Annotated in this window: 20 protein-coding genes and 1 other annotated feature; of the genes, 9 read left to right on the plus strand and 11 right to left on the minus strand. The window is 53.6% G+C overall.

Annotated elements, in window-relative coordinates:
• Positions 1-3 precede the first annotated feature (3 nt).
• The gene (locus ACFO9Q_RS08645) at positions 4-825 is read right to left on the minus strand and encodes a DUF4397 domain-containing protein (RefSeq protein ID WP_379180817.1); all 822 of its coding nucleotides are present in this window, start codon (positions 823-825) and stop codon (positions 4-6) included.
• Between the two features lie 238 nt (positions 826-1063).
• Between ACFO9Q_RS08645 and ACFO9Q_RS08650 the strand changes: the two genes are divergently transcribed.
• The gene (locus ACFO9Q_RS08650) at positions 1064-1294 is read left to right on the plus strand and encodes a DUF1450 domain-containing protein (RefSeq protein ID WP_379180819.1); all 231 of its coding nucleotides are present in this window, start codon (positions 1064-1066) and stop codon (positions 1292-1294) included.
• A 112-nt stretch (positions 1295-1406) separates the two neighbouring features.
• A complete protein-coding gene (locus ACFO9Q_RS08655) occupies positions 1407-1910 on the plus strand; it encodes a ferritin (protein WP_379180821.1) in 504 nt (167 codons plus the stop codon).
• Between the two features lie 92 nt (positions 1911-2002).
• On the opposite strand, the gene map is transcribed toward ACFO9Q_RS08655, so the two are convergent.
• The 3 genes from map to ACFO9Q_RS08670 form a co-directional block, all read right to left on the minus strand.
• Entirely contained in the window at positions 2003-2752 is a 750-nt protein-coding gene (gene map, locus ACFO9Q_RS08660) for a type I methionyl aminopeptidase (protein ID WP_379180823.1), read from the minus strand.
• Positions 2753-2962: 210 nt separating this feature from the next.
• Positions 2963-5578 carry a UvrD-helicase domain-containing protein gene (locus tag ACFO9Q_RS08665; protein ID WP_379180825.1) on the minus strand — a complete coding sequence of 872 codons (2616 nt, stop codon included), beginning with the start codon at positions 5576-5578 and terminating at the stop codon, positions 2963-2965.
• A gap of 39 nt (positions 5579-5617) precedes the next feature.
• Complete coding sequence (locus ACFO9Q_RS08670) at positions 5618-6586, minus strand: RluA family pseudouridine synthase (RefSeq protein ID WP_379180828.1); 969 nt, start codon at positions 6584-6586, stop codon at positions 5618-5620.
• Between the two features lie 227 nt (positions 6587-6813).
• On the opposite strand from ACFO9Q_RS08670, the gene ACFO9Q_RS08675 reads away from it, so the two are divergent.
• Both ACFO9Q_RS08675 and ACFO9Q_RS08680 read left to right on the plus strand, forming a co-directional pair.
• Positions 6814-8340 (plus strand): stalk domain-containing protein, encoded by a 1527-nt coding sequence (locus tag ACFO9Q_RS08675; RefSeq protein WP_379180829.1) that lies wholly within the window; start codon positions 6814-6816, stop codon positions 8338-8340.
• A gap of 120 nt (positions 8341-8460) precedes the next feature.
• On the plus strand, positions 8461-10302 hold the full coding sequence (locus ACFO9Q_RS08680) for a B12-binding domain-containing radical SAM protein (protein ID WP_379180831.1): 1842 nt from the start codon (positions 8461-8463) through the stop codon (positions 10300-10302).
• A gap of 156 nt (positions 10303-10458) precedes the next feature.
• Here ACFO9Q_RS08680 and ACFO9Q_RS08685 read toward each other — a convergent pair whose 3' ends face one another.
• From ACFO9Q_RS08685 to ACFO9Q_RS08710, 6 genes are all read right to left on the minus strand, one after another.
• A complete protein-coding gene (locus tag ACFO9Q_RS08685; RefSeq protein WP_379180833.1) occupies positions 10459-11436 on the minus strand; it encodes a type I phosphomannose isomerase catalytic subunit in 978 nt (325 codons plus the stop codon).
• Positions 11437-11470: 34 nt separating this feature from the next.
• Complete coding sequence (locus tag ACFO9Q_RS08690) at positions 11471-11863, minus strand: VOC family protein (RefSeq protein WP_379180835.1); 393 nt, start codon at positions 11861-11863, stop codon at positions 11471-11473.
• A 40-nt stretch (positions 11864-11903) separates the two neighbouring features.
• Positions 11904-12494: a class I SAM-dependent methyltransferase gene (locus tag ACFO9Q_RS08695; RefSeq protein WP_379180837.1), complete on the minus strand. Its 591-nt coding sequence runs from the start codon at positions 12492-12494 to the stop codon at positions 11904-11906.
• 1 nt (position 12495) lies between these two features.
• Complete coding sequence (locus ACFO9Q_RS08700) at positions 12496-13458, minus strand: TIGR01212 family radical SAM protein (RefSeq protein WP_379180839.1); 963 nt, start codon at positions 13456-13458, stop codon at positions 12496-12498.
• A 214-nt stretch (positions 13459-13672) separates the two neighbouring features.
• Positions 13673-14215 carry a GDYXXLXY domain-containing protein gene (locus tag ACFO9Q_RS08705; RefSeq protein WP_379180841.1) on the minus strand — a complete coding sequence of 181 codons (543 nt, stop codon included), beginning with the start codon at positions 14213-14215 and terminating at the stop codon, positions 13673-13675.
• Positions 14193-15443 (minus strand): DUF2157 domain-containing protein, encoded by a 1251-nt coding sequence (locus ACFO9Q_RS08710; RefSeq protein WP_379180843.1) that lies wholly within the window; start codon positions 15441-15443, stop codon positions 14193-14195. The genes ACFO9Q_RS08705 and ACFO9Q_RS08710 overlap by 23 nt, the downstream gene beginning before the upstream one ends.
• Positions 15444-15718: 275 nt before the next feature.
• On the opposite strand from ACFO9Q_RS08710, the gene ACFO9Q_RS08715 reads away from it, so the two are divergent.
• Positions 15719-15928, plus strand: a complete 210-nt coding sequence (locus ACFO9Q_RS08715; RefSeq protein ID WP_379180845.1) for a hypothetical protein — start codon at positions 15719-15721, stop codon at positions 15926-15928.
• Positions 15929-16183: 255 nt separating this feature from the next.
• A complete protein-coding gene (trmB, locus tag ACFO9Q_RS08720) occupies positions 16184-16942 on the plus strand; it encodes a tRNA (guanosine(46)-N7)-methyltransferase TrmB (RefSeq protein ID WP_379180847.1) in 759 nt (252 codons plus the stop codon).
• Here trmB and ACFO9Q_RS08725 read toward each other — a convergent pair.
• Positions 16915-17478 carry a phosphatase PAP2 family protein gene (locus ACFO9Q_RS08725; protein ID WP_379180849.1) on the minus strand — a complete coding sequence of 188 codons (564 nt, stop codon included), beginning with the start codon at positions 17476-17478 and terminating at the stop codon, positions 16915-16917. The two genes, trmB and ACFO9Q_RS08725, sit on opposite strands and share 28 nt — an antisense overlap.
• A gap of 341 nt (positions 17479-17819) precedes the next feature.
• Between ACFO9Q_RS08725 and ACFO9Q_RS08730 the strand changes: the two genes are divergently transcribed.
• The 3 genes from ACFO9Q_RS08730 to infC all read left to right on the plus strand — a co-directional run bounded on the left by ACFO9Q_RS08730 (position 17820) and on the right by infC (position 21413).
• A complete protein-coding gene (locus ACFO9Q_RS08730; RefSeq protein WP_379181285.1) occupies positions 17820-19007 on the plus strand; it encodes a glycosyltransferase family 4 protein in 1188 nt (395 codons plus the stop codon).
• Positions 19008-19375: 368 nt separating this feature from the next.
• A complete protein-coding gene (locus ACFO9Q_RS08735; RefSeq protein WP_379180851.1) occupies positions 19376-20614 on the plus strand; it encodes a glycosyltransferase family 2 protein in 1239 nt (412 codons plus the stop codon).
• A 95-nt stretch (positions 20615-20709) separates the two neighbouring features.
• Positions 20710-20869 (plus strand) — a sequence feature (ribosomal protein L20 leader region).
• Between the two features lie 28 nt (positions 20870-20897).
• Positions 20898-21413, plus strand: coding sequence for a translation initiation factor IF-3 (gene infC, locus ACFO9Q_RS08740; protein WP_379181287.1), 516 nt, complete (start codon positions 20898-20900; stop codon positions 21411-21413).
• The last annotated feature ends 4 nt before the right edge of the window (positions 21414-21417 follow it).

Consider the following 21417-nt stretch of genomic DNA (forward strand, 5'->3'; position numbering starts at 1 on the left):
GACTTATGATTGCTCAGCGCGGCGCTTGATCAGGATCAGTGCCCCGCCTGCAAGTGCTGCAATTGCGCCAAGTGCCCAAGGTGTATAGCCTGTGCCTGTTGTCTCACTAGCTCCGCCCATACCTGACTTCGGCATCTCAGCCGGCATTGGCGTGCTGTCTGTCAACAGCCATGCCTCAAGAGCTGGGGTACCTCCAGCCAGACCAACTGCGAACGCTGTATATACTGTACCGGGCTTCAGTTCAACGCCTGGAATAGCCAGCGCTACATCAGCTGTGCCGGCAGGACGAGCTTCTAGATCATACTTGGCAGGATCAACTTCCAAGTAGGCCGAAGCAGACTTGAAGGCTGCATTAGGTACGAGTACATCTCCGCCCTTGAGAGCGAGATCAACGTTCGGTGCATCTGGGGAGGCATGAACGAAGCGGATTTTGCTCTTGCCCTCTGATGCAGACAGATCGTCATTCAACACTAACAGCTCGATGGCTGCCACTTTATTGACTGCAGCTACTGTTACTTTTTTGCCAGCCTCAACGGGCAGAGTAGCACTTAGGACAGGGTCGCCTTCCCCATTCTTGCCAGCTGCGAACACTTTTACATCATAGCTGCCTGGAGCAAGGCTCAAGTAATCAGAAGCCGCTTTGTAGGGAACATCCTTCAGCACGGCATCGCCGTTCACATATACATCGACGTTAGGAGCATCAGGTGAAGCGTGTACAATTCGTACCCATCCTTTCGCTTCCGCAGCAGAGGCTGCGCTGCCGAACATCCCTAGCAACATAGTAATACCTAGCAGAATCAACAATAATGGCTTGCGTTTCATCATTTGTAACTCCTCCTCGTTTGGGTATGTATAATGATTGTATAACCTCGCACCTCTATATAACCACAACCCTGTACATGGTGTCAATAGTTTGTATTATGTTTGTATAGTGAAAAAATTGTGAAGCCTTTCTCCAGGTACGCGTAACCCTCCCACGTGAGCTATTCCACCTTGACATCTATATTGATAATCATTATCATCATATGTAGATGAAGCATTATGAAGCATTCGAGGTGCTCATGTGAAGAAGATTAAGAAGATCAAATATTGTACGAAGAACTTCAAAAATGACCTGAAGCCCGTCTACAAGGCGATGAAGGAGCGTTATCCGCACATTAAGCACAAGAAGACCGGCTGCCTGGGTGAGTGCAAGACATGCAAGCATGAATGCTTCGTTATGGTCAAGTCAGGCGCAATCTGTGCGAAATCTCCGGATCAATTGTACAAGCAGCTGAAGCAATTAATCGGTTAGAGACAGCGTTCACATGTTAATAATATAAGAGACAGTCGGCGACCGTGTTGTCGCCGTCTTTTTTGTGTTAAAATAACGCTATGATGTTGATCAATGGAGGAGGTAACGGAGTATGAATGATTCTTTGGTGGAAGCTCTGAACGACCAGATGAATTTCGAATTTTATTCTTCTCATGTGTATCTGGCTATGGCGGCCTATTGCTCGGGAGAGAGTCTAGACGGGTTCGCGAACTTCTTCATCGTGCAGGCGGAGGAAGAGCGGTTCCATGCGATGAAGATCTACAAGTTCCTGAATGACCGCGGGAAGCGGGCTACATTAGCCGGAATGAATACCCCTCTGAATGACTACAAGTCGATTCTCGATACGTTCGAGCATGGGTATGCGCATGAGCAGCTGAACACGAAGAAGTTCTATCACCTGTCAGATCTGGCTATGAATGATCGCGAGCATGCGACCATCCACTTCTTGAAGTGGTTCATTGACGAGCAGGTGGAGGAGGAAGCGCTGTTCGACTCCATTATTAATAAGCTGAAGCGTATTGATAAGGACAGCAACGCGTTCTTCATGCTGGACACGGAGTTCTCGCAGCGCAGCTTCACGCCTCCGGTAGCGTAATTACTTTTCTGGTTTCGCAAAAGAAAGGGATAAACACCAGCGTAAACAGCTGTGTTTATCCCTTTCTTTTTTTACAAGTTGAATATGGGGTGCTAGCCCTGGTCTGTCAGGATAAGCGGACCATCTGAGGTGATGGCTATTGTGTGCTCATACTGCGCCGACAGCTTGCCATCGAACGTCCTGGCTGTCCATCCATCCTGGTCAATCGTCATATGATACGTGCCTTCATTAATCATGGGCTCAATGGTGAGGACCATGCCCTCCTTCAGGCGGAAGCCTCGGCCAGGCTGTCCTGTATGGTTGAAGCTGGGCTCCTCATGCAGGTTGCGCCCTACACAGTGGCCGAGCAGCTCTCGAACGACCGAATAGCCGTTGCTCTCCGCATGAGATTGAACGGCATGCATGACATCCCCGATCCGGTTGCCCGGCAGAGCCTTCTCAATGCCTAGATAGAGGCATTCCTTCGTCACACGCATGAGTCTCTGTGCTGCTTCCGAGACCGTACCGACTGCATAGCACCAGGCCGAGTCGCCAATCCAGCCGTCTGCCTTCGCTACAATGTCCAGCTTGAGGATATCCCCACTCTTAAGAGGAGCTCGGCTTGGGAATCCGTGTGCAATGACATCATTCACAGATGCGCAGGTGGCAGCAGGGAAGCCCTTGTAGCCCTTCGTCACCTGCTCGCCGCCGAGCCTCCTAATATGATCTTCAACGAGGTCGTTCAGGAGCTGGGTAGTAACACCGGGACGAATCATCCTGGCGATCTCCTTGTGACATGCTGCTACGATCTGACTGGCCTTGCGCATCTGCTGAATGTCCTGCGGAGTTCTTAAGATTGCCATGCTGCAGTTCCCTCCGATCTGACCTATGTTCCCACTCTGCGAACGTACCAGAGCAACGCTCGCAGCTACTAGCACGCGTTGAGGCGATATGTGCTGGCTCAGTGGGCCGGGAGCATATTGCTTACTATTAGCTTACGCGTAATCGCAGGCAGTATTCGACTTCCTCTAGAGGGGGACAGGTCCATGACCGGGGCATCTAGCAGACTGGACTCATGCCCTAACTTCCTTGCGTCCGCGAGTCATCTCGGACTGGCATAGCGGACATCTCTTGGTCCTTGCTTGATCCCCATCTCGAGAGGTGACCCGCTGCCAGGTCGGACAATTGCTTCCCGAGCAGAGCCAGACGTCTATGGTCTGGGTAGAACCAGCTTGGGGAGTGTGGGACACATGGGGCCGAGCGCTGCTGGCCGCTGTCCTCGTCGCTTCGCCAGCGTTCGCAAGGCCTTGTGACACTCTCACCGTTCCCCCGGCCGCGGGCTTGGCAGAGAGGAGGGAATCTGCCGCAGCCGCCGCTCCGCGAACAGCGCTTGAGTGAGCAGCATGATGGGCGGAACGTGCTGCTGTGCTCGAGGCAGATGCAGAGCCCATTCCGCTGCGGCTGCCAGCCTCATTCCTGCCGGCGATGTAGCCGCTGCTCGCGCCGCCAGCTCTGCTGCCCGCGGCATAGCTCCTGCTCTTGCTCGCGCCATAACCGGCGCCGCTGCCGGCAGTACCCGCGGCATAGCTCCCGCTGCCCCCGCCGCTCCTGGAACCGCCGCCTGGCGGGCTCTCTTCCCCGCGATACGCGGTCAGCAGGAAGCGGGACACCTCGGTCTTCTTGCCGCGGTAGTAGGCAGGCGAGGAGATGTACAGCTCCTCCTTCGCCCTCGTAATCGCGACATACGCGAGGCGCCGCTCCTCCTCCAGAGCGGCCAGGCCCGCTTGCTCGCCGGCCTGAGCGGCGCGGCGGTCGCTCAGCTTCTCCGCCTCCAGCGCAGAGCTGTGGGGCAGTATGCCCTCGGATGCCCCGATCAGGAAGACGACGGGGAATTCCAGCCCCTTGGACTTGTGAATCGTCATGAGCGAGACCGCATTCGTCTCCCCCGAGTTCTTGCGCTGCTCCATCTCTTCATGCTTCTTCGCCAGCTCGTCGATGAAGGAGAGGAAGGGCTCAATCTGGTCGAAGCGCCGCGCGGCGGATTCCACCTCATCGAGCATCTCCTTCAGCATATCCTTGTGCTGCGTCAGCTCATGTCGTCCTCCAGCTTCCAGGAACTGGTCGTAGAAGCTCCGCCGCAGCTCCTGAATGGCGGCGGTGGGGCGCATAGGCGTAATGGTCTGTATGAGCTTGATTCGCTCCCGAACCTTCTCCTGTTGATATTCCTTCACCTCAGGATAGCTGACTAGATGAATCAAGGGCCACTTCTTCGCCTGGACCTTCTCCTGATGCCAGATGTAGGCCATAGCCCGTTCCCTAGGCAGATACAACGTGGGGAGGACTCCTTCAATCGCATCGAAGCTGCGCCGGTTCACCGTTAGCCGCAGGTAGTCGAGTACAGGCTTAATGACCCAATGGTCGTAGAAAAGCTCGCCGTTCCCATAATCAATGAACGGAATCTCGCGATAGACGAGCTGCTCGAACACCGCACGGCTAGACGACGCGGAACGGTACAGAATCGCGAAGCTCTCGTAGGGCCTGCTTCCGTCCTTGACTCCTTCCTGAATCGCTTCAATGACAAGCTCCGCTTCGTCATCCGTATTCTTAGGCGTGATATATTGAGGGGATTGGCTGCTCATTCTGGTTGCTTGCAGCGTCTTCCGCTTGCGAAGCTTGTTATGCTCGATGACGGCATTGCCAAGTCCTACTATGCTTGCGGAGGATCGATAGTTAATGTCGAGAGTGACCGTCTTCGCACCAGGATACTGCTGATCGAACTGCAGAATATATTCATTCTTAGCCCCGTTGAAGGAATAGATCGTCTGGTCATCATCGCCGACAACCATCAGGTTGCGATGCTGCATCGCGAGCATGCGGATCAGCTCGTACTGCACCATATTCGTATCCTGGAATTCATCGACCATGATATAACGGAATCGCTTCTGCAGAGCATTCAGCAGAGTCTCATCCCGCTTCAGCAGCTTGTAGGCTTCCAGCAGAATGTCGTCGAAGTCGATGCGGTCCAGCTCCTGCTTCCACTCCTCGTAGCGCAGGAAGATCTGCTTCAGCTCCTGCTCGCCGGGCGTCCTCTCGGGAAGCTCGCTCACCTCCAGCATCTGCATCTTGTAGGAAGAGAGCAGCGCAAGCAGCGTCTCTGGCTGGTAAGCCTCATACAGACCTAGTTCACGAAGCAGCTTCTTCAGGAAAATATGCTGGAACCGCGTCTCGCTCAGTATGCCTTGCGAATATCCTCTAGAACGCAGAAGCTGCAGGCAGAACGAGTGGAACGTCCTGGCTTCAACCGCACGGGCTTCATCCGAGCGGACACCGGGGAGCTTCCCTACACGCTCGCGCATCTCCTCCGCAGCCTTCTTGGAGAAGGTAATAAGCAGGACGGAGCGCGGGGACACCCCTCTAACGCGCAGCAAATACCCTGTCCGGCAGACGAGGACAGAGGTCTTGCCAGAGCCGGCTCCAGCTAGGGTGAGCAGAGGGCCGTCGCCATGGCGCACGGCTTCAATCTGAGGCTGGTTCAGCAGCGTGCCGTGCTCTTCCAGACTTCGGAAGTAGGCGGCATCCCGCTCCTCTTCATGGACTAATTCGCGGCTGGTTCGTACGCTTGCTTGAGAGGCCTGGAGAACCTTATAGTCTCGCAAGCCAAGCGGTAACTTATAGAATAGAGTATGCAAGGGGAATCACCTTCGGGTATCTCTCTAGTATTGTAACACTCACACTTGCTCGCGCAGCGGATTGCCGAACACCTTAGGAATCGGTGTCTCGAAGCGCATAAGCTCGCCGGATGTCGGATGGAGGAAGGCGAGGACGCGAGCGTGCAGCCCTAGTCTTCCGATGACCTTGGATCTCGCGCCATACTTCTTGTCCCCTACGATCGGGTGGCCGATATCCTCCATATGGACGCGAATCTGATTCTTACGACCTGTCTCCAGATGAATCTCCAGCAAGGAGAAGGCGCTGTTCGCCTTGAGCAACTTATAGTGGGTAATCGCTTGTTGGCCGTCATTCGGAAGGTGGCTGGAGTACATCTTCAGCGTCTTGCTCTCCTTCAGCCAAGAAGTGATGGTCCCTTCCTCGCGCTTCACCTTGCCCTCCACTAAGGCAACATATGTGCGCTCACGCACCGTCTCCTGCCAGGCATTCTGCATCGCCTGCTGCACTTCTTCGCTCTTGGCGAACATCATCAGTCCTGATGTGTCGCGGTCCAGTCGATGTAGGACATAGATTCGGCTCTTCGGATCGGCTGCGCGGACGTGGGCCATGAGCTGGCGGTATGCGGTAATCTGCGTATCCTCTCCATTCCCGGCAATGGACAGCAGTCCCGCATCCTTGTTAATGACGATCAGATCATTGTCCTCATGGACGATGGTCATACCCGCTAGCGGCGGCGTCTCAACGGGCTTGCCTTCGTGCAGCGCGATGATCTGGCCAGGCTGAAGCGGATGATTGTACAGCTTAACGACCTGGTCATTCACGGTAATCTGGCCGCGTGCCAGCATGGACTTCAGTGCATTGCGTCCTATAGTAGAAGCTTCGAGCAGATAGGCTAGAAGCTCGGATGATGTGCTGACGGTGAACTTGCGAATGCGTGTGCTTCGCCCTGCGGCAGCAGGGGCTGACCCGCTCCGCTTCGGGCGTGAGCGATTCGACCCTTGACTAGGTCCATGGCTCTTGTTCTTCATATTGGAGTTCCTCCTACAACGTACTTCCTCCCACTATACCATGGAAGCCGGATAATTACCTATTCTGCCGCCCTGCAGTTCCTTCCAAGCCTCTATCAAGCCTTCTCCTTGCCGCTCTAGCAGCTCTTCTAATTCGATAGACAAACTAGATGCCCTGATGGTAGGATGTTAGAGGTATAATTGTTCTGGGAAACTAGGAAGGATATGGGGGAAACAAGAGAGTGAGTATGAAACGAACACACAAGCTGCTTAGTCCGCTGCTGGCTGCTGCATTATGCCTGTCACCGCTGGCGGTTGCGCTGCCTTCTGCTCAAGCAGTATCAGCTGCAGCTGTGAAGGTACAGGAAGTAGACGTATATGTCGACGGTAACAAGCTGAAGCTTGCTCCGCGTGCGTTCAAGGAGAACGGCGTGACCTATGTGCCGATGAGACCGATCTTCACTGCTCTCGAGGCTGATGTCACTTGGGAGGCGAAGACACAGACGGTCATCGGACAGAAGGAATATACGACAGTTGCTCTTCAGGTTGGCAAGAAGGAAGCGACTATTAATGGCCGCAAGGTCAAGCTTGACGCTGCAGCGAAGATTAAGAATGGCAACACCTTCGTTCCGATTCGGTTCGTCGCTGAATCGCTCTATGCGGATGTGAAGTGGGATGCGAAGGCGAAGGCCGTACGGATTACTTCCATTGAGGAGATTGAGGAAGGTAACTACGAGGAGTGGTTGAATCAGCTGGAATCGAGAGAGAAGCTGACGCCTCGGGCCATCGTGGAGCAGAACGACGAGAGTGTTGTCCTCATCCATACGGACGTCGCTCAGGGGAGCGGAGTTGTCGTTGGCGACCATTACATATTAACCAACTACCATGTGATGGAGGAAGCCGCATCAGGTGAAGCGTACACGATCCATGGAGATCGGCTTACGATTAAGGGAGTAGCCGCTCATAATGAGAATGCAGACTTAGCTATTATTCAGACCGAAGAGGTCATTGATGCTCCTGCGATTAAGGTGGATTATCCATTAGGTGTGGGCAAGGGAGACAAGGTAGTTGCGATCGGCAGTCCGCTCGGCCTGCAGAATACCGTATCAGACGGGCTTGTCAGCAACGTTATCTATGAGATGGGCGTTAGCTATATTCAGACGAGCGCTCCGATCGATCACGGCAGCTCAGGCGGAGCCCTGTTCGACGAATATGGCGCACTCATCGGTATTACTAGCGCAGGATATGATTCCCAGGCGGATCTGAACTTCGCGGTCTCGACGGTTCATGCGGTGAGGCTGATGAGCATGCTGCCCGAGAAGCTGAGCAGCAAGGTGAAGTTCCTGCCGCGCACATTGCCTGATACGCTCGCAGGTGTATCCAATGATGACATTGCGAAGCTGATGGACAAGGAATTCTCGGAGCTGCAGACGACGCAGGGACTGGCAGAATTCACCGATTGGACGGTTACTCGGGACACAGCGGGTTGGATTGTTCTCCAGACGGAGTTAGATCCGATCTTCTATATGTATTATGGAAGTGCCGCTGCGAGCGAGCTGCGACTATGGGCGGTGGAGCTCGGGCATAAGCTGCATCGGATGCTGCCAGATGATCGGATTCAGGTGCTTGTCAACTTCAACCGTACCTACGAGTTCGAGCCGCGAGGCTTCGCGGCAAGTGAAGTGACTGCACTAGGGAACGATGAATGGCAGGTTCACTTCCCGATCATTGATATGCAGCTGAAGGATCAGTTGTACATCAATCTGAGAGATTAAGGAACGTTTTGGGAAGAGCTTTCCATGTCGGCAGCAGGCTGACGGGGGAGCTCTTCTTTTTTGCCGCGAAGTTCGGTACAATAGGTGTCAGCTTAACTATAGTTAGTGAGGGTAATCAGCATGCACGTTGTCTTAACGACCTTGAACGCCAAGTATATTCACACCTCTCTCGCTCTGCGCTGCCTGAAGGCATTCAGTGAGAAGGACTTCGATATCGAGATTACAGAGTATACGATTAAGGATCCGGCGATGAATATCGTGGCCGATCTCTACTCGCGCCAGCCCGATGTGATCGGCTTCTCCTGCTATATCTGGAATATGGAAGAGACGATTACCGTTATCAGCATGCTTCGGAAGATCAACCCGAACCTCCGTATTATCCTCGGCGGACCGGAAGTCAGCTACGATACCGTCTATTGGATGGAGCGGCTGCCTGATGTGGACTTCATCGTTATGGGGGAAGGGGAGGAGACGTTCCATCATCTGCTCTCGGAGATTGCGGGCGATGGGAAGTACCATATGGTATTCGGGACAGCCTATCGGAAGCAGCAGGGGGATGGGAGTGAGATCATTGTCAATCCCGGGCGGCCGAAGCTGAATCTGAATGAGCTGCCTTCCCCGCATCGGTTCCAGGAGGATGTCGCCAGCCTGGGCAGCCGTGTCATCTACTTCGAGACGAGCCGGGGCTGTCCGTTCTCCTGCTCCTTCTGCCTGTCCTCGATAGAGGTAGGGGTGCGTTACTTCGATATGGAGCGGACGAAGTCCGATATCCTGTATCTGATCGACCACGGAGCGAAGCTCATCAAGTTCGTCGACCGCACCTTCAACATTAAGCGTGATTATGCGCTGGAGATCTTCAAGTTCCTGATTGAGAACCATAGGGGCACGGTGTTCCAATTCGAGATTACGGCCGATATTATGCGCCCTGAGGTGCTGGACTATCTGGCCGAGTATGCGCCGCCGGGCATCTTCCGGTTCGAGATTGGCGTACAGTCGACGAATGATATTACGAATCTGGCCGTTCAGCGCAGGCAGAACTTCGCGAAGCTCACTCGCACCGTCCTGAAGGTGAAGGAATCCGGCAAGATCGATCAGCATCTTGACTTGATTGCCGGCCTGCCTCATGAGGACTACAACACGTTCAAGAATACGTTCAATGACGTATTCGCACTGCGTCCGGAGGAGCTTCAGCTCGGCTTCCTTAAGATGCTGCGCGGTACTGGGATGCGGGCCGATGCGGAGAAGCACGGCTACATCTACATGGATCACTCACCATATGAGATTCTTGGCAATGATCTGCTGCCATTCTCCGATATCGTGCGGATCAAGCGGGTAGAGGATGTGCTGGAGAAGTACTGGAATGCGCACCGAATGGATCACACCCTGCTGTATCTGGTGGAGCGGGTATTCCCGTCACCCTTCGAATTCTTCCAGTCGTTCGGCGACTATTGGGAGAAGCAGGGCTGGCAGAAGATCGGCCATCAGCTCGAGGATCTGTTCTCCAGGCTGTGGGCATTCCTGCGGGAGTACAAGGCGGGCTGCTCGGAAGAGACTGGAGCCGAAGGCGCTGCCGCTGGTGAGAAGGGAATTGACCTCGACGTCATTCTCGGCCTGATGAAGTTCGATTACTTCCTGGGGCATAACTACAAGCCTCGCAAGATCTGGTGGGACTTCACGATGGACAAGCAGGAGTGGAGCAGCTGGATGAAGCAGCTGGCAGCTAGTCCAGCTCAGGTATCCGCCGAATTCGCCGCGCTCGGCTTGTCGGAGAAGGAGCTTCACAAGCATGCTGTCATTGAGAAGCTGCCATTCGATCTGAAGGAATTCCTGGCCTCGGGTCAGGTGCTTCGCAGCTCAGGTACGCTGCTCGCGGTGCTCTATGCGCTGGACGGCTCGGCAGGGAAGCCGGTCCCTAAGCCATATATGCTGAAGCTGCAGGAGCAGGCTAGCAGCGTCTTATAACGAATTCACACTTATACACAATAACCCCCAGTCGGTATCTGGCGCTGCAACAGCGCCCCGGCTGGGGGTTATTGTGATGTTCATTCATGCATAATGACTCTCAGTTCCGTCAAGCCAAGCTGTAGTCATTGACTACGAGTAGCAATTAGATAAGTTCTAAGGAAGTACGCTGCGGATAACCGTCATGTGGCCATCCAGCTCATAGGAGCCCAGATTGGCAGGGAGGAGGAAGCACTCTCCGGCCTTCGTCGTTAGTGTGCCGCCATCCCAGCTTACCGTTCCTGTACCCTCGGCAATGACGAGAATCTCGAAGCTGTCCTCGCTTGTGCGCAGTGCCCATGGCTCACGTACGTTGCCCTTCGTCACGTCGAAGTACGGGGACTCGGCAATCTGCAGCCATTCATTCGCGCCCAGCTTATCTGTTGTCATGCGGGTAGCACCGGCGCCTTCATAAGCGATGACGTTCAATGAATCCTCCACATGCAGCTCGCGCAGCTGTCCATCGAGACCAGGACGATTATAATCGTAGAGACGGTAGGTCGTGTCTGAATTCTGTTGAATCTCAGCGACTACAACACCGGCGCAGAGCGCATGCACAGTGCCTGCAGGGATGTAGAAGGCATCACCAGCCTGAACAGGTACCTCCTGCAGTCCCTCCATGATTCGTCCCTCTTGAATGAGCTGATCGAGCGATTCGCGGTTCACGCCGTCCTTCAGGCCGTATATAATCTTCGCGTCCGGCTTCGCATCGAGGATATACCACATCTCGGTCTTGCCCAGCTCCCCGGCAGGAAGCCCCTCGTAATGATCATTGGGATGGACTTGGATTGACAAGTCATCATTGCAATCCAGCAGCTTAATGAGGAGCGGGAAGCGGCCGTTCTTCTCGGAGAAGCCCTTGGAGCCGAACAGCTCCTTGCCATATTGCTCGCGGATCTCATCCAGACCTAGGCCGGCTAGCTCCCCGTTCTTCACCTTCGTCGTTCCGTTCGGGTGATCGCCAATCATCCAGCCTTCGCCTATGGAGCCTTCGGGAAGCTGAAGACCGAATTGCTCAAGCGCTCTTCCTCCCCATACTCTCTCCTTCATCTCTGGCTGGAACTGCAGCGGGTATGGCTTAACGGTATTCGTCATCTCTTAACACTCCTTAGTCTATGTATCTCTTATTCTAATTCTTCCCTGGCTGGAACAGCTCTAGCAGCTCGCCGTCTGGACCGTAGAAGAAGAAGTAGCGGGCGCCGTTAGGCAGCGTCGTAATCTCGGTGTCTCTCAGCGGAACCTCGAGAGAGAGGATGCGCTTGAACTCGGCTTCAATGTCATCTACGGTGAAGGCGGCATGATGAACCTTGCCTTCTGCAGGAAGCGAGCTGTTGTAGCCTTCAATGAGCTCGATCTCCGTCTCTTCATGACCGGGGAAGGCTAGGAATCCAAGACGGATAATGCCATTGCTGTGCAGCATCGTGTGCTTATGCTCCAGACCCAATACCTCTGTGTAGAAGCTAATGGATCGATCCAGATTCTCCACCATGATGCCAAGATGCTCAATCTTCTTCACTGCCATTCGAATCATCCTCCTAAGTATGAGTGCTCGTGTTACCTAATTAATCAGGCTGCCGCTTCTTCTCGACCGCTACTAGATAAGGTGCGGTCTGCCGCTGCAGCTGGCGATAGACGACTGCTTGTCCAGCGACTCGGGGCAGGCTGCAAGCCCAGCCCTCTACCGCGGCCGCCTCCTCGTTCCCGCCAGGGTGACCCGGGTACAGCACACAGGTCACGATGCCTCCTGGGCGCAGGATCGCTAAGGCCGCATCAAGCGCAGCCAGCGTGGAGCTTGGCTGAGTGATGAGCGACGCATCTCCACCAGGCAAGTAGCCCAGGTTGAACATAATCGCAGCTGCCCGGCCGATATGATCGGCATCGACCAGCTTGTCCATCTCTTCATGGCTGTGCAGCAGCAATCTGAGGCTCGGAAGCTTGTCCTCGGCGGATAGCGCTGATAATCTAGCTTCCGTCGCTTCGAGAGCTTGCTGCTGCACATCGAAGGCGTAGACCGTCCCGCGGGGACCGACCAGCTGAGCGAGCGCCAGCGTATCGACCCCGTTGCCGGCTGTAGCGTCAATAACAACATCGCCCGGCTGCGTCCGCTCTGCAATCCAGCGATGCGCCATGCTTAAGACAGAGAGGAAGCCCATCCTAGCGCTTCTCCCACAGCTTGCCCTGCCATGTATTGCGGCGGGCGAGCTCTGCGTCGATGGCGTTCAGCACTTCCCACTTCTTCAGGCTCCACATCGGCCCGATGAGCAGATCGCGCGGAGCATCTCCCGTGAGCCGGTGCACAATCATCTCCGGCGGGAGGAATTCCAGCGTATCGGCTATGAGCCCGATATACTCATCCTGCTCGAGGAAGCGAAGGAGGCCGGCTTCGTACTGCTTGACCATCGGTGTCTTGCGCATTAGGTGCAGCAGATGGATCTTGATGCCCTGCACATCCAACTGGGCTACGGCACGGCCGGTATCCAGCATCATCTCATGCGTCTCCTGGGGGAGCCCGTAGATGATGTGCGCACATACGCGAATGCCTCGAGCTCTAAGCCGCTCCACCGCATCCACGTAGCAGGCGGTATCATGGGCGCGATTAATGAGCTCCGAGGTAGATTCGTGAACCGTCTGCAAGCCCATCTCCACCCATAGATACGTGCGCTCATTCAGCTCTGCCAAGTAATCCACGACATCATCAGGCAGACAGTCCGGGCGGGTAGCGATAGACAAGCCTACAACCCCTGGCTGCTGCAGAATGACTTCATAGTACTCGCGAAGCTCTTCTACGGGAGCATACGTATTGGTATAGGCTTGGAAGTAGCCGATATAGGAAGCTTCCGGCCACTTCTGATGCTGGCGGTCACGAATGTTGTTGAACTGGGTGACGAGGTCATCCCGCCGGCTGCCGGCGAAGTCGCCGGATCCTCTGGCGCTGCAGAATGTGCAGCCGCCCTTCGCAATGCTTCCGTCGCGGTTGGGGCAAGTGAATCCGGCATCCAGCATGACCTTGAACACTTTACCGCCGAATTGCTGCCTCATCTCGTAGTTCCATGTATGAAATCTCTTATCCGCCCAGAGCATCGGCTGCTCATGGGACGGCTGCTGCAATACTGTCATGTCATTCTCCTTCATCCGGCTATAGCTATTGTGTGATGCTGCCTATGCCGTAGTCCGTGCACAGCCCCTGAGGCTGCCACTACTGTTGCTTCTCTATTCTAGCGAAAAAAAGAACGAAGCGCCATTGACAATTCACTGTCCAATGACACTCCGATCTACTTAGGGACCCGCTGCAGCAAGGTTACGTCTCATACACACTCAGTCGGCTCAGCCATTACGAAGGCTTAGCGGCCAGCTCTTCAATCACTGCCGTTCCCCGGTATCCAACCTTAGCCTTCACCCGCAGATTACCGGCTTCCTGCTCCAATATCTTGCCAGTATATTCCGGTACATAATACTTCTCTAATCCGTATCGGATATGAAGGCTGTCGTCATCGCTGTATTCCACACGTCCCTTCAGCACGGAGGCGTGGGAGTCGCTCTGCTTCGGATAATGGCCGGATGCTGCTGATGCCTTATAGACTCCTGCAGCATCCTTCCGAATGGTTACATAGATGATATCTCCTCGCTCGGGGAGATCCCCCTTCGAGTCCCATAAGGAATGGTCAAGCGTATTGATCTCATAGCTGAGGATTACATAGTCTCCATAGAGGAGATCTCGAGGGTCGACCGGCACGGTGTCGAGGACAATCTCCTTGCCGTACCAATGAACGGCATAATGCGTGAGAGCATAGCCTCCAAGGAACAGCAGCTGCGCCGCTGCGAGCAGTCCGAGCAGCAGCTTCCGTCTGCGATTAGCGAGGTTCGATTGGGTCATGATTGGAATCCTCCTCCTTGTAATCTGTCCCTGACAGCACTTGCTGCTTGCGGCGGTTCAGCAGCCAGCTGAGGATGAGCAGCAGCGCTCCTCCGATTAGGAAGAAGATAGACTTATCCATGAAGCCCCAGGTCAGCTTGCTGTAGGCGGTCATTGTGCTCGTCAAGAACAGCAGGGTGCCGAGATTAATCTTAAGCCGCCATTCCTCCGCATAGCCCCGCCACAGCAGGTAGAGAGAGAAGATGAACAGCGTCAGCAGATACAGCACATCGATTCCCGCCTGGAGATAGAGGAAGGGGAGTGCGAGAATCCAGTCCAAGGAAGAGGCGGTTCTGCCTTGCCTTCTCTTGCCAACTGTGGAGAAGACGAACAGAAGGAGCAGAGCAAGCAGGTAGTACAGAGGTGGAGCGGCAATCTCGCCGAACAGAGAACTGCCTGTTGCTTCCCAGAATGCTGCGATGAACAGATTGAACAGGAAGGCAGCGACCAGTGGAACCGCCTGGAAGGGATAGATGCTTCGCCTCTCCTTCATCCAGTCCATGATGGAATAGAGTGCCCATATGGGAATGAATATCCAGGCGAAGGCGATGCCTTGCACCGCGGTGAACAGGATGAGCTGAATGAGCAGCCCAGCAGCCAACAGCCAGGCTAGCAAGGAGTCCTTATAGCGCAGCCAGTAATAACCGAAGCCGCCAATAACGGCCGCTAGGCTGATATAGTTGTAATCATTCAATTCCACCGAGCTGTACCACTGGGATACGGTGAATAGCACCAGGCTGATGAGGAACAGGTAACGGCTTCTGTACAGATAAGTTAGCAGCAGTCCGAATCCGCCCCATAAGGTGAAGCTCAGCTGGCTGTAGGCAGCCAGGTGGAACATCTGGGTGATTAGTATGCTGCCGGCTCCGAAGGTCATGAGGCCTAGGGAGAGGAGGGCGATACCTAGACGGTGGGACCCCCGGTCGTACAGGGCAGCTCCTCCGGTGTAGAAGAGGGTGAGGAAGACTGCGATAATAACTAGCCTCCAGCCTTCAGCGATGCCTTGCCAATTCGCAGCGATGAAGCTCAGAATGCCAAGTGCCACGAGAATGCTCCCTAGAATCGGAACAAGTCCGACAGCCCGCTTATGCTCGGGATAGAGACTGAGCAGCTTATGAAGCTGTTGATCTGTAATGATGCCTTGCTTCTGCCACGACGGCCCTTCTTGTTCCAGCCACTTTCTGCTCATGCAGTTCGCCTCTTTCTATGCGTGTTGCTTATACTTCCCATTATAGAGCTATGGCATAAGGAGAATAGTACTAACTTTGCGTAGTACCGGGCATTCAACGCTGGAAAATTATTTTTTTGTGTAAGCGTTTTAGGCTTGCAATACCTAACATGATGTGTTAAATTAAAAGTGCGACAAATCAATAAAAAAACCTAACATACCTTATTTGCACCTTAACGTCATAGTACGTCGATTAACTGGGAAAACTGTAAAAAAAATCGATGAGGTGATTGCAGATGAACAGCACGGTTAAAATCCCGCATGGGGATGACAAATTAAACGTTGAGCTTACGGTTAAGGAAGTTATGGCATTGGCAGGAATTCGGTTCCACGGGAACCATTCGCTTGAAGTGTCAGCAAGGAAGAAGCTGAACTCGGCTCTGGTTGAGACGTATGAGAAGGACAACGGCCGCAAGGATACGATTGAATACCAGATGCTTAGCTGAGATAAGTTAATACCGGTCACACGCCGCTGGAGAAGTTCTCCAGCGGCTTTTATGTTAAATATAAGAAAGTTCAAGGCAGAGCCTTATCCTATGGCTATATAATCAGCGCGAGACGAGCTTAGTCCGCCTGAGGACTGGCATAAGTCGTTTGCGCTAGTACAGCCTCTTTACAACGCCATGGATCTTGGGCACAATAAGGACTAGCTTACAGCAGAGACGAAGACAAGTCTCGCTCATCATTGGAGGATTATGATTATGCGTCTAAGAGGTCGTAAGGGAATTAGAGAGAGTCTGGAGGCACAGCCGGAGCTTGTGGTGCTGGATGCTTCTGAGCATAAGGGGCGCTGGCATGAGTTCTTCGGCAATGACCGCCCCATCTACGTAGAGCTGGGAATGGGGAAGGGCCGCTTCATCAGCGAGATGAGCGCCCGCAATCCCGAGATTAACTTCATCGGCGTCGATATGTACGACGAGCTCATTCGCCGCGCCAGCGAGAAGGCCAGGCTGGCCTGGCAGGAGAGAGGGTTCGAGGAGCCGCAGAACCTAGCGCTCTTGCGCGCTAATATTGAAGGAATTGAGACGATGTTCGCCCCGGGCGAGCTTACCCGTATTCACCTCAACTTCAGTGACCCTTGGCCCAAAAGCAAACACGCCCGCCGCAGGCTCACCCATCCGCGATTCCTCGCGAAGTATATGGAGCTGCTGAACGAGCGTGGAGAAATTCACTTCAAGACGGATTCACAGTCCTTGTTCGAGTTCTCCCTGAACAGCTTCGCAGAGATGGAGCTCGTCATGCGCAATATCTCGCTGCATCTGCATAAGGACGGTCCGCGTGAGGATCTCGTGTTCACCGAATATGAGACGAAGTTCATGGAGAAGGGCCAGAACATCTATCGGCTGGAGGCGGTCATCGGCGCAGCTGCGCTTGCTGATCATCGAGCCAGCAAGAAGGAAGCGGCTGCTAAGGAAGAAGCGGAATCTGCCCTTCAGATCGACGAGGACAGCCAAGAGTAGTTCACGATAAGCGCGGTTAGCGAGCCGAGAACGGCTCCTGCCGCAACATCGGAAGGATAATGCAATCCAAGGTACATTCTGGACCAACCGACAGATACCCCCGCTATAACCGCGGCAGGAACAACCACTGCGTACCAGAGCCCATCCGTGAGCAAGATGGGGGTTAGCCAGGCGAAGATTGCTGTCGTGTGGCCAGACGGGAAGGAAGAGTCCTGGAGCGGCCGGAGGCAGGTATTCACCTCAGGGAACGCTTGATAAGGACGCAGCCGCTTGAACTTGCGCTTGACAATCGCCACAGGTATATGAGATATAGCTACAGCCGCAACACATTGCCAGCCCGTCGTATGCCAAGGCGCTGGCGCCAGCAGAGCAGCTAACAAGGCAGTTGCCAGCGTGAAGGTGGCACCGCCCATATGGGTAATGGTACTGAGCCATCTCCCAAGCCACTTGTGAGTTCTCCTATGAACTGGTCTCCGATTCGCCCAGAACAATACCTCGTTGTCTCTCGTTCTTAGCCAACCAATCATTCGATCCATCGTCATCCCCCATTTACGTAAGATGCCTGACCAGCGTGTTATGCTCTGCTAGTGTATCATTCGATTGTTCGGCATATGTAAAGGGATTGCTAAGCTTATATGAAAAATATAGGGAAGTATAAGCCTGAACCTTATACTACGCCTATATTTCACAGCGAATCTTTTCATGCTTCCTGAGGACAGCAGTGAGAAGTTTCGCTTTGCGATCTATTTATATGTAGTTGATTTACACCTAACATACATACAATAGACTATAAGCCATAATCCTATCCGGAGCGCGGGAGCAGCGTGAGGTGTATGAGATTCTGCCGCCGAGCTGCCGGAAGACGGAGGGGACAGCGATGAGATTGGCGCTATTTACCGACACGTATGGGCCGGATGTGAACGGAGTCGCCCGAACATTAGGACGCTGGACGGACTATCTTAAGCGTAGAGGCATTGAATGCATGGTATTCGCGCCTGACTCTGCTGCGCGAGACTCTGCGCCCGGAGGGTCAGCAACCGTCGAGCGGTTCGTCAGTCTGCCGTTCTTCCTGTATCCGGAATGCCGATTGGCACTTCCTAATCCGATTCATATTCGGCGTGCGCTTCATGCGTTCAAGCCGACCCTGGTCCATGTAGCAACTCCGTTCAATCTTGGGCTGTGCGGCATTCATTATGCCCGCAAGTATGAGCTTCCTCTCGTTGCTTCTTACCACACTCATTTTGACCGCTATTTGCCGTTTTACAATCTGCAATGGATGGTTAAGATGTTATGGAGATATATGGATTGGTTCCATCAGGATTGCCGGTCAATCTTCGTACCATCCAAGTCGACCTATCAGGATCTGATCCAGCGAGGCTGGGATGCCAGACGGCTTGCCGTATGGAGCCGGGGAATTGATCCCCAGGTCTTCCACCCTCAGGTGGATCGCAGCAAGCTGCTTGCAGAGCATGGGATCGAAGAGAATCCATTCATCGTACTATATGTCGGAAGATTGGCGCCGGAGAAGAATGTGGACGTTGCCTTAGAGGCTTACGCCTCATTCCAGCGCAACATATGTCCCGATTCCATTCTTGTGCTCGCAGGTGATGGACCGTCGGCGGATACCTTGAAGGAGCGCTGTGCGAAGGAAGGCATTCCAGCCCGGTTCCTCGGGTTCACAGGCACGGAGGCGCTGCAGCAGTGGTATGCTGCTGCTGACGTCTTCCTATTCCCTTCGCCAACGGAGACCTTCGGCAATGTCGTGCTTGAAGCGATGGCCTGCGGTACGCCTGTATTATGCGCAGATTCAGGAGGAGTGACGGATTCGGTCACTCATGGCGTTACTGGACTGCGCTGTGTTCCAGGCTCGGCGAGCTCCTTCGCTGACGGGCTGGAGCTGCTCTATCGCAATGAAGACCTCAGGGGCCAGTTGTCTGTTCGAGGCAGAGCTCATAGCGCCAGACAGTCTTGGGATGCCATCTTCGATGACTTGCTGGCGCGCTGCCATGAAGCAAGCCTGGGGCAGTCACATCCGATTCGTCCGATTAGCGGAGACAATTTCTGAGAATTTTTTTAGAAACATTTTCGCTGAATTTGACGTATGTAAGTGCGGTGGTTGTTTTTTTCTTTCTTTAGAACTAAAAAACCCGCATTTGGATGAAAATAAGGGTTAGCGTGTGCAAAAGCTGGAGAGTTGACTGTCTTACAAGAGGCAAGAGCTTTACAGGCGAGATTAGGCCGCAGAGAGCCTCATACCGCTTTTGACAAAGCTTAGCAATCAGTGGAAAATCATTATGGTCGCAGGGCGCTTACAGAAAAGCGTCGTCTATTACAGAGAAGAGTATATGATAAAAAGCCTGTCAGATGCATACACATGCAAGAGTCACTGAAGCAGGCACATTAAAAAGGGGTCTTAAGGGGGCAAAACTGAATATGCTAGGAATTGTATTTATTACACTGCAAATTATTCTGGCGCTAATTGGGGTCTACCAGTTCGGTCTATCGTTATTCGGACTGGCCAAGAACAAGAGCCGTAAGCAGCAAAAACCGGAGAAAACATTCGCCGTCCTTGTCGCAGCCCATAACGAAGAGAAAGTGGTTGGGGCATTAATCGAGAACTTAAAGAACATGGACTACCCTAAGGAACTGTATGAAATCTTCGTCATCTGTGACAACTGCACGGATGGTACGGCTGATATCGCAAGAAGCATGGGCGTTCATGCCAGCGTTCGTAACAATGCCCGCTTGCGCGGCAAGGGGTATGCGATTGAGTGGATGCTCAAGGAGCTGTGGGGCATGCCGCGCCAATTCGATGCCATCGTTATGTTCGATGCGGACAACCTGGTCAATACCGACTTCCTGCGTCTCATGAACGATGACCTGTGCGCAGGCCATCAAGTCATTCAGGGCTACCTCGATACGAAGAACCCGGATGACTCTTGGATTACAGCAGCCTACGGCGCAACCTACTGGTACTGCAACCGTCTATGGCAGCTGTCCCGTACGAATCTGAAGATGAGCAACTTCCTTGGAGGCACGGGGATGTGCTTCGACTCCGCGTTGCTGAAGGACATGGGGTGGGGGGCTACAAGCCTTGTCGAGGATCTTGAATTCTCGATGCGCTGCGTGCAGCGCAACGTCTATCCGATCTTGAACTATGATGCCAAGGTGTTCGATGAGAAGCCAGTCAGCTTCAAGGCATCAGCTAGACAGCGGCTGCGCTGGATGCAAGGTCACTTCAACGTGGCTCGCAACTACTTCTTCCCGCTAATCTGGGCCAGTGTCAAGGAGCGCAACTTCGTGAAGTTCGACTCCGCGATCTATTCCATATCCGTCTATAATACATTGCTCAGCTTCGTGCTGACGCTGGCATTCTGGATTGATACGATTATGCCTTCGGTGCATCTGTTCGATTCCGTATACAGCTATCTGCCTTGGTGGCTAGTGGCTGGTTATGTCACGCTGTCGGTCCTTCAATTCCCGCTTGCGCTTGCGCTCGAAGGGGTAAGGTCTTGGAAGATGTACGCTTATCTGCTCACCCTGCCGATCTTCATGATATCCTGGTGGCCGATTACGCTGTATGCCTTCTTCACGCAGAACAACAAGACCTGGAGCCATACCGAGCATAGCCGCGTAATTCGTCTGGAGGAAGTGCAGAGCAAGCAAGTATAATTCATTCCTATCCGGATAGAATGAGCAGCATGGGTTGACACCTGCAATTGTGTTGTGATATATTATCTCGGTAGCATTTTTCGAATAATTGATTTACGCACAAGCAGAAGCACCCGCTTCTCACCTTTTGGCAATGGCCGACTGGTACGCGTTAATTAGAACTGCGGTTTCAACTCCACACGGAATTGATACGCCACACACTAATGAACGTTTATGGAATGCGGGTTCCGATGGAGCCCGCATTTTTTATTATGCAGGATATAAACTTTGGAGGTGGCAGGTTATTAGCAGAGATCATCAGATTAACGACGAGATCAGGGCTAGAGAAGTTCGTCTTGTAGGTGCAGAAGGTGAGCAGATTGGAATCAAGCCTATTCGCGAAGCTATGCAGATGGCAATCGATCTTAGCTTGGATCTTGTGAACGTCGCTCCGACGGCTAAGCCGCCGGTATGCCGAATCATGGATTACGGCAAGTTCCGTTACGAGCAGCAGAAGAAGGAGAAGGAAGCACGCAAGAATCAGAAGATTGTTGATCTGAAGGAAGTGTGGTTCCGCGCCAACATCGAGGAGAATGACTACCAAGTGAAGTTCCGCAACGTAGTGAAGTTCCTCGGCGAAGGTGACAAGGTGAAGGCTTCCGTTCGATTCCGCGGCCGTGAGATTACTCATGCTGCAATCGGACAGAGAATTCTGGATCGTCTCCAGAAGGAAGTTGCCGATATCTGTACAGTCGAGCGCGCTCCGAAGCTTGAAGGACGCAGCATGATTATGATACTGGCTCCGAAGTCCACTACTTAGTACA

The sequence above is a fragment of the Paenibacillus sp. GCM10023252 genome, assembly GCF_042653305.1.
Lineage (GTDB): Bacteria > Bacillota > Bacilli > Paenibacillales > Paenibacillaceae > Pristimantibacillus.